This window comes from Sulfuricurvum sp., assembly GCF_049305995.1.
Taxonomy (GTDB): Bacteria; Campylobacterota; Campylobacteria; order Campylobacterales; family Sulfurimonadaceae; genus Sulfuricurvum.
Window position 1 is genome coordinate 1 of sequence record NZ_JBAQPS010000241.1, and the last position, 5,324, is coordinate 5,324.

Here is a 5,324-nt window from a genome sequence, read left to right on the forward strand (position 1 = left end):
ATCCCGATCAATCTACCGCCGTTACGTGAGCGATACGAAGACGTAAAACTCCTTATCGAACACTATCTTCACCGTTTTATGAAAGAGCATCGTAAAAATATGTATATTTCTAAACCGGCGATGGAGCTGTTACTCGATTATCCATGGCCGGGAAATATCCGTGAGCTTCAAAATACTATGGAGAGAATTGTATTAATTTGTCCCGATGGTGAAGTGTATCCTGAAATGCTTGCGCATGTAATGCCATTTAATTACCAAAAACTTTATATGCAACCTGAGCATGTCGTACCACCAATGAATATTCCTTCTACATCATCACTTTCACTACCACAACAACATGATGGACCAATGACTAAAAAAACACTTCAAGAACTTGAACGCGAAGCTATTATCCAAGCACTCCTCGATTCTCATGGTATCCAAACTAAGGCTGCACGAACACTAGGAATGACGGCTCGTCAAATTGGATATAAGATTAAACAATATGAAATAGAAATATAGAGGGAAGTTATTCCCCTCGTCTAACGGCCATTACTTCAGCTGGAAACTTTTTAACACTTGGTTCGATAAACCATGTTTCGCCGTTACTAAGTTTTACCTCACCACCCCATTTTTCATCGGTATCGAATTCAGCATTTAAAATGGTCTCTTCCATATCTTTTTTTGCAACATAAAAAGAGATTGCCCCTTTACTGTCATAACGTAACATAACTTTTGCCATTGTGTTTCCTTTTTAGATTGATATCCATCTCCGTTCGTGGTGAGCTTGTCGAACCATGAACTACCCTTCGACATACCCAAAGGGCACGTGGGCTCAGGGCGAACGGAATTTATTTTTAAATTCACTGCACTACTTACTGTGCATGAAAAAACTGTCGTATCCGATGCCACCAATCCGATGAGAGATGCCCTTCGAACGTGATACGTAAAAAGGTTCCGGCGAGACGACGGATGATAGTGTTGACTTCATAGTTTTTATCATCACTGGTCGGGAAATCATCACGGTAGTGAACCCCTCTGCTCTCTTCGCGCGCTAATGCCGACATAAGCATCGCTTCGGCAACACTCAGTGCATTTCTAAACTCGATAATCGACATGAGTTCGACATTATCATTTCGCTCTTTATTGATACAACATAACCCTGAGGACATTTTCATCAAATAATGGACATATTCGAGCGCGTTAGCCAGAGAATCATGAGTTCGAAACACGCCTGCATTTTTGTAGAGGTTATTTCCGAGATTACGGCGCATCGTATTGATATTAAAACGATTCTCACCCTCTAAAATCGCTTCTACGTAGCGAGACTCTTTGTCCACTAATGCATAATCGATCGGATGGAACTCCCCTTTTTTGGCAACACGTGAGGCTTCAATACCTGCAACTCTTCCAAAATAGGCCGCTTCGAGCAAACTGTTACCACCGAGACGATTTGCTCCGTGTACGCCGCTGTGGGCAGATTCACCACACACAAAGACGTTGGGAATATCGGTCGATGTATCTACTCTAGACCAAATCCCCCCCATAGTGTAATGAGCCGATGGGGTTATCGGGAGTAATTCGGTGAGGATATCGATCCCAGCCCCCATAAGTGCATGTTTACGTGCTGATGGGAGTTTTTTGTCGATCAACTCTTCTCCCAAATGACGGAAATCGAGATAAACCGTATGTCCCGCTAACTGATGTTTGACGATATCACGGGAGAGTTTATCACGTGTTTGGAGTTCATCCGTAAAACGCTCACCGTTCTCATCGACGATATAAGCACCTTCACCCCGCGCTGCTTCGCTGATAAGTGTACCGCTGTTTAAGAGCGTCGTCGGATGGAACTGAACAAACTCCATGTTAACCAAACGCATTTTGGCTCGCAGTGCAATCGCAATGAGATCTCCGCTGGATTCTTGGGAATTCGTAGAGTGTCCGCGATAAATCCCTGCAAACCCTCCACCCGCTAAAATCAGCGATTTACAGGCTAATGCTATAACCTGTGAATCACGACGACGTAATAAAGTAATACCAGAGAGCTGCTCTTTATAGGTAGCAATAGAGAGCAGCACATAGTTGGATAATATCTTTACCCCCTCTTTACGGCACTGCACTAAAAGAGTTTGTGTGATCGAAGCACCCGTTTTGTCGGCGATGTAGCAAGTACGTTTTGCCTTCGTCCCCCCAAAGGGGCGTTGAGCAACATTTCCCTCTTCATCGGTATCAAACGCGACGCCCATTTCTTGGAGTTCACGGATTATCTCTTCCGCCGCTGTCACCATCGCACTCACCGCACTCAAACGAGCCAGTTTATCAGCACCTTTGATGGTATCGGCGATATGATCACGGCACGAATCGTGACGAGTCGTTTTTAATACCGCGTTGATCCCCCCTGAGGCTACCGCAGAGTTGGAGCGCAATGGATTGCTTTTGGAGATAAGGGCAACATTCAAACCGGCTCTGCGTGCATAGAGTGCTGCATAAAGACCCGATATACCACTCCCGACTACAATGACGTCATACAGCATAAGCACCCCTCATGAGTTGATTCACTGCATCGATAGAGGCACTCGGTAAATATCCCAAAACAGCGTTATCCATCACATGAGCGGGATCGACCGCACCGAAGATGGCACTAATCCCCCCAGCAGAGCGGGCAAACTGCAACGCACTCGCCACATCATTCAACTCACCCGTATTCAAAAGTTCTCCCACATTGGCGGTAAAAGGGCGTTTAAAGAGATTTTTCTGCAACAGTGCAGATGAGCCTATAAAGGTCAAACCATAGCGGGCACACGAATGCATCATCGGATAAAACATCCCATCATCACACTGCTGATTGGCATAACCATACGCATGAGGCTTGGCGAGGTTGAACGGACTTTGGATATATTTAAAACCGTGATCTTCTCCACCTACGCGACGGGCAATCTCAACAACTTTTGAGAGGAAGATATACTCCGTATGATCCGCTTCGTATAAAAATCCGTTCCATGCCGCAATCCCGTAAGAGACGATTTTCCCCTCCGATCGCAAGAGTTCAAATTCTCTAAATGCCGCTTCAATACGATTATAAAAGGTCTCTTGATCGATGTAACCGAGTTGTGTTTCGGGATTATGGAGATACAAAATATCGATGCACTCCAGCTCCATATTACGCAAAGACTGCTCACAGCTCCATCGCAGATACGCAGGTGTCATACAGTGCTGATCGATTACAATCTCCTCTTTGGTGGCTAATCCCGTGCTGATAATATTCTCTTGAATCCATCCATAAGGATTGTCGGGAAAGGGAAAATCGAGGGGGATAAATCCCGCTTTTGAGGCGATAATCACCTCTTGGCGTGTGATCTCACCCTCAGCGAACATATCATTCAATGCTTCTGCGATTTCACGCTCGGAGATTTGGTATCGGTAGTTGATCGCAGTATCGATCAGGTTGATCCCCCGTCGAAGTGCCATCTTAATTGCTTCGGCAAAGTTGATAATGTAATTATCTTCTTTGTAAGGCTCCGGTTTATAGGTTCCGATCCCGAGTGAAGGGAAAAAGAGTTCTCCGTTAAAGCGGTAAAAATCTTTTGAATAGTTACCAAATTTTTTGAGATACCCAAATGTACCTTCTTTCGTTGCTCGTGACATTAGACTACCATCACTCGCAAGTTAGTTTTGAGTTTAAAGTTTAACATATCTTGCATACCGGCCAATGTTGTTGTCGTATTCATAGAACAACTCATACACTCTCCCTTATACTGGATGTAGAGTTCGTGTTCTCCATCTGTTTCTTTGAGATCGATCACTTCAACATCCCCGTGGTCAGCTTTAAGTGTCGGGCGGATGTACTCTTCGAGGATCGATTCGATACTGCGGAGTTTTTGTACCAAACTCATCGCATTAAAGTTACCGTCCCCTTTTGCCTCTTTGATTTTTTTGCTGATCGCCTCTTTTTGTAGCTCAGCACTGATTTCAGCCAACATATCGACGAGATAAACATCTTTTTTCTCATGTCCGCCCGGTTTGATACATGATTTACAGAATCCACCCGCTTTGGTGTAGTCGGTGATTTGCTCAATCGTTTCAAGTTTGTTCAGTTTGATGACTTCTTTGAGGGTATCGAGACTCACACGCGCACATTCACACACGATAAATTCAGTCTCGAATTCAGACATATCGACACCCTTATAGATCGATGCCGCTTTTTTGATAACGTCATACGCCATAACCGAACAGTGCATTTTTTGCCCAGGGACTGCCGGAATATCTTCCTCATCACGGAGTGCTTTTTCGACATCGATGTTGGTGATTTTAAGCGCCTCATCGACCGTTTTTTCCATACAAAGTTCTGCCATCATGTCAGAGCTTGCGATCGCCGTACCACACCCGAAACTTTTAAATCGGCTTTTAACGATTACATCATTTTTAGGATCGATCATCCAGTACAAACGTACCGCATCGCCACAGCTCTCAGCACCGAAATCAGCAATAATGAGCTTTTTATCCGCAGCATCTGCCTCTTCTTGAGTAATCTCACCCATGTTGATCGGATCATTCATCCGTCGTTGTACTTCAGTTGAATACTCTTCCCATAATGCTCCGCCGATTAATGTGTCACGTGCCATAACTAGCTCCTGTAAATGGATTATATTTTTTACTATTGCAAGAGCTGTTCTTATTCGGATAGAACAATTTTGTAGCATAATTTTTTGAGAACACTCTATGCATTTCATTTTAGAAAGGTTGATTAATTTATAAGCAGCAAAATAGTTAATATTAACTCATTTTCAATTTATAATGACCTATCAAAAAACCACATAAAGGGGTCCAAAATGGTCCAGATTACCGCAGTATTTAATAAACACTGTCTCAATGATGTTCTTCGTGAATTGTTTGATAATGAAATTGAAGGTGTAACCGTTACAGATGTCATCGGAAAAGGTTCTCTAGGCATTGCTGAAAAAAACAATGCTCCAGATTTGTATCCAAAAGTAATGCTGCTTATCGTCGTATCCAACGATAAAACTAAAATACTCACGATGGAAGCGATCCGTGCACATACCCAGGATTTAGGTCATGGTGCAGGTAAAATGTGGATTACTCCTGTACTCGAAGTCGAGCGTATACGTACTGGAGAAAAAGATGAATCAGCACTGACCCAACCGATTCCACGTGCAACAATTAAAAGTAATACCTTCTTTACTGCCGTCGATACCCCATCAAGCTAATGCTGCTACTACTTCCTATTGCGGAGTAGGAGATGATATTTTAATAAAATTCGAGAATAGCTAACAAGTAATTAAGTTGATATAATTTAATTGAATGTTGATTGATTAAATGATGAAGAG

6 protein-coding genes are annotated in these 5,324 nt (G+C 43.2%); 2 read left to right on the forward strand and 4 right to left on the reverse strand.

Annotated elements, in window-relative coordinates:
- A partial coding sequence (locus WA010_RS08375; RefSeq protein ID WP_422556674.1) for a helix-turn-helix domain-containing protein occupies nt 1-501 on the forward strand: 501 nt, incomplete at its 5' end.
- Nucleotides 502-508: 7 nt separating this feature from the next.
- On the opposite strand, the gene nifT is transcribed toward WA010_RS08375, so the two are convergent.
- From nifT to WA010_RS08395, 4 genes are all read right to left on the reverse strand, one after another.
- Nucleotides 509-721 (reverse strand): putative nitrogen fixation protein NifT, encoded by a 213-nt coding sequence (nifT, locus tag WA010_RS08380; RefSeq protein ID WP_422556675.1) that lies wholly within the window; start codon nt 719-721, stop codon nt 509-511.
- Between the two features lie 133 nt (nt 722-854).
- Nucleotides 855-2,513 (reverse strand): FAD-dependent oxidoreductase, encoded by a 1,659-nt coding sequence (locus WA010_RS08385; protein ID WP_422556676.1) that lies wholly within the window; start codon nt 2,511-2,513, stop codon nt 855-857.
- Nucleotides 2,503-3,624 (reverse strand): aldo/keto reductase, encoded by a 1,122-nt coding sequence (locus WA010_RS08390; RefSeq protein ID WP_422556677.1) that lies wholly within the window; start codon nt 3,622-3,624, stop codon nt 2,503-2,505. The genes WA010_RS08385 and WA010_RS08390 overlap by 11 nt, the downstream gene beginning before the upstream one ends.
- Complete coding sequence (locus tag WA010_RS08395) at nt 3,624-4,601, reverse strand: iron-sulfur cluster assembly scaffold protein (protein ID WP_422556678.1); 978 nt, start codon at nt 4,599-4,601, stop codon at nt 3,624-3,626. The genes WA010_RS08390 and WA010_RS08395 overlap by 1 nt, the downstream gene beginning before the upstream one ends.
- A 207-nt stretch (nt 4,602-4,808) precedes the next feature.
- Between WA010_RS08395 and WA010_RS08400 the strand changes: the two genes are divergently transcribed.
- Nucleotides 4,809-5,204: a P-II family nitrogen regulator gene (locus WA010_RS08400; protein ID WP_422556679.1), complete on the forward strand. Its 396-nt coding sequence runs from the start codon at nt 4,809-4,811 to the stop codon at nt 5,202-5,204.
- Nucleotides 5,205-5,324 lie beyond the last annotated feature (120 nt).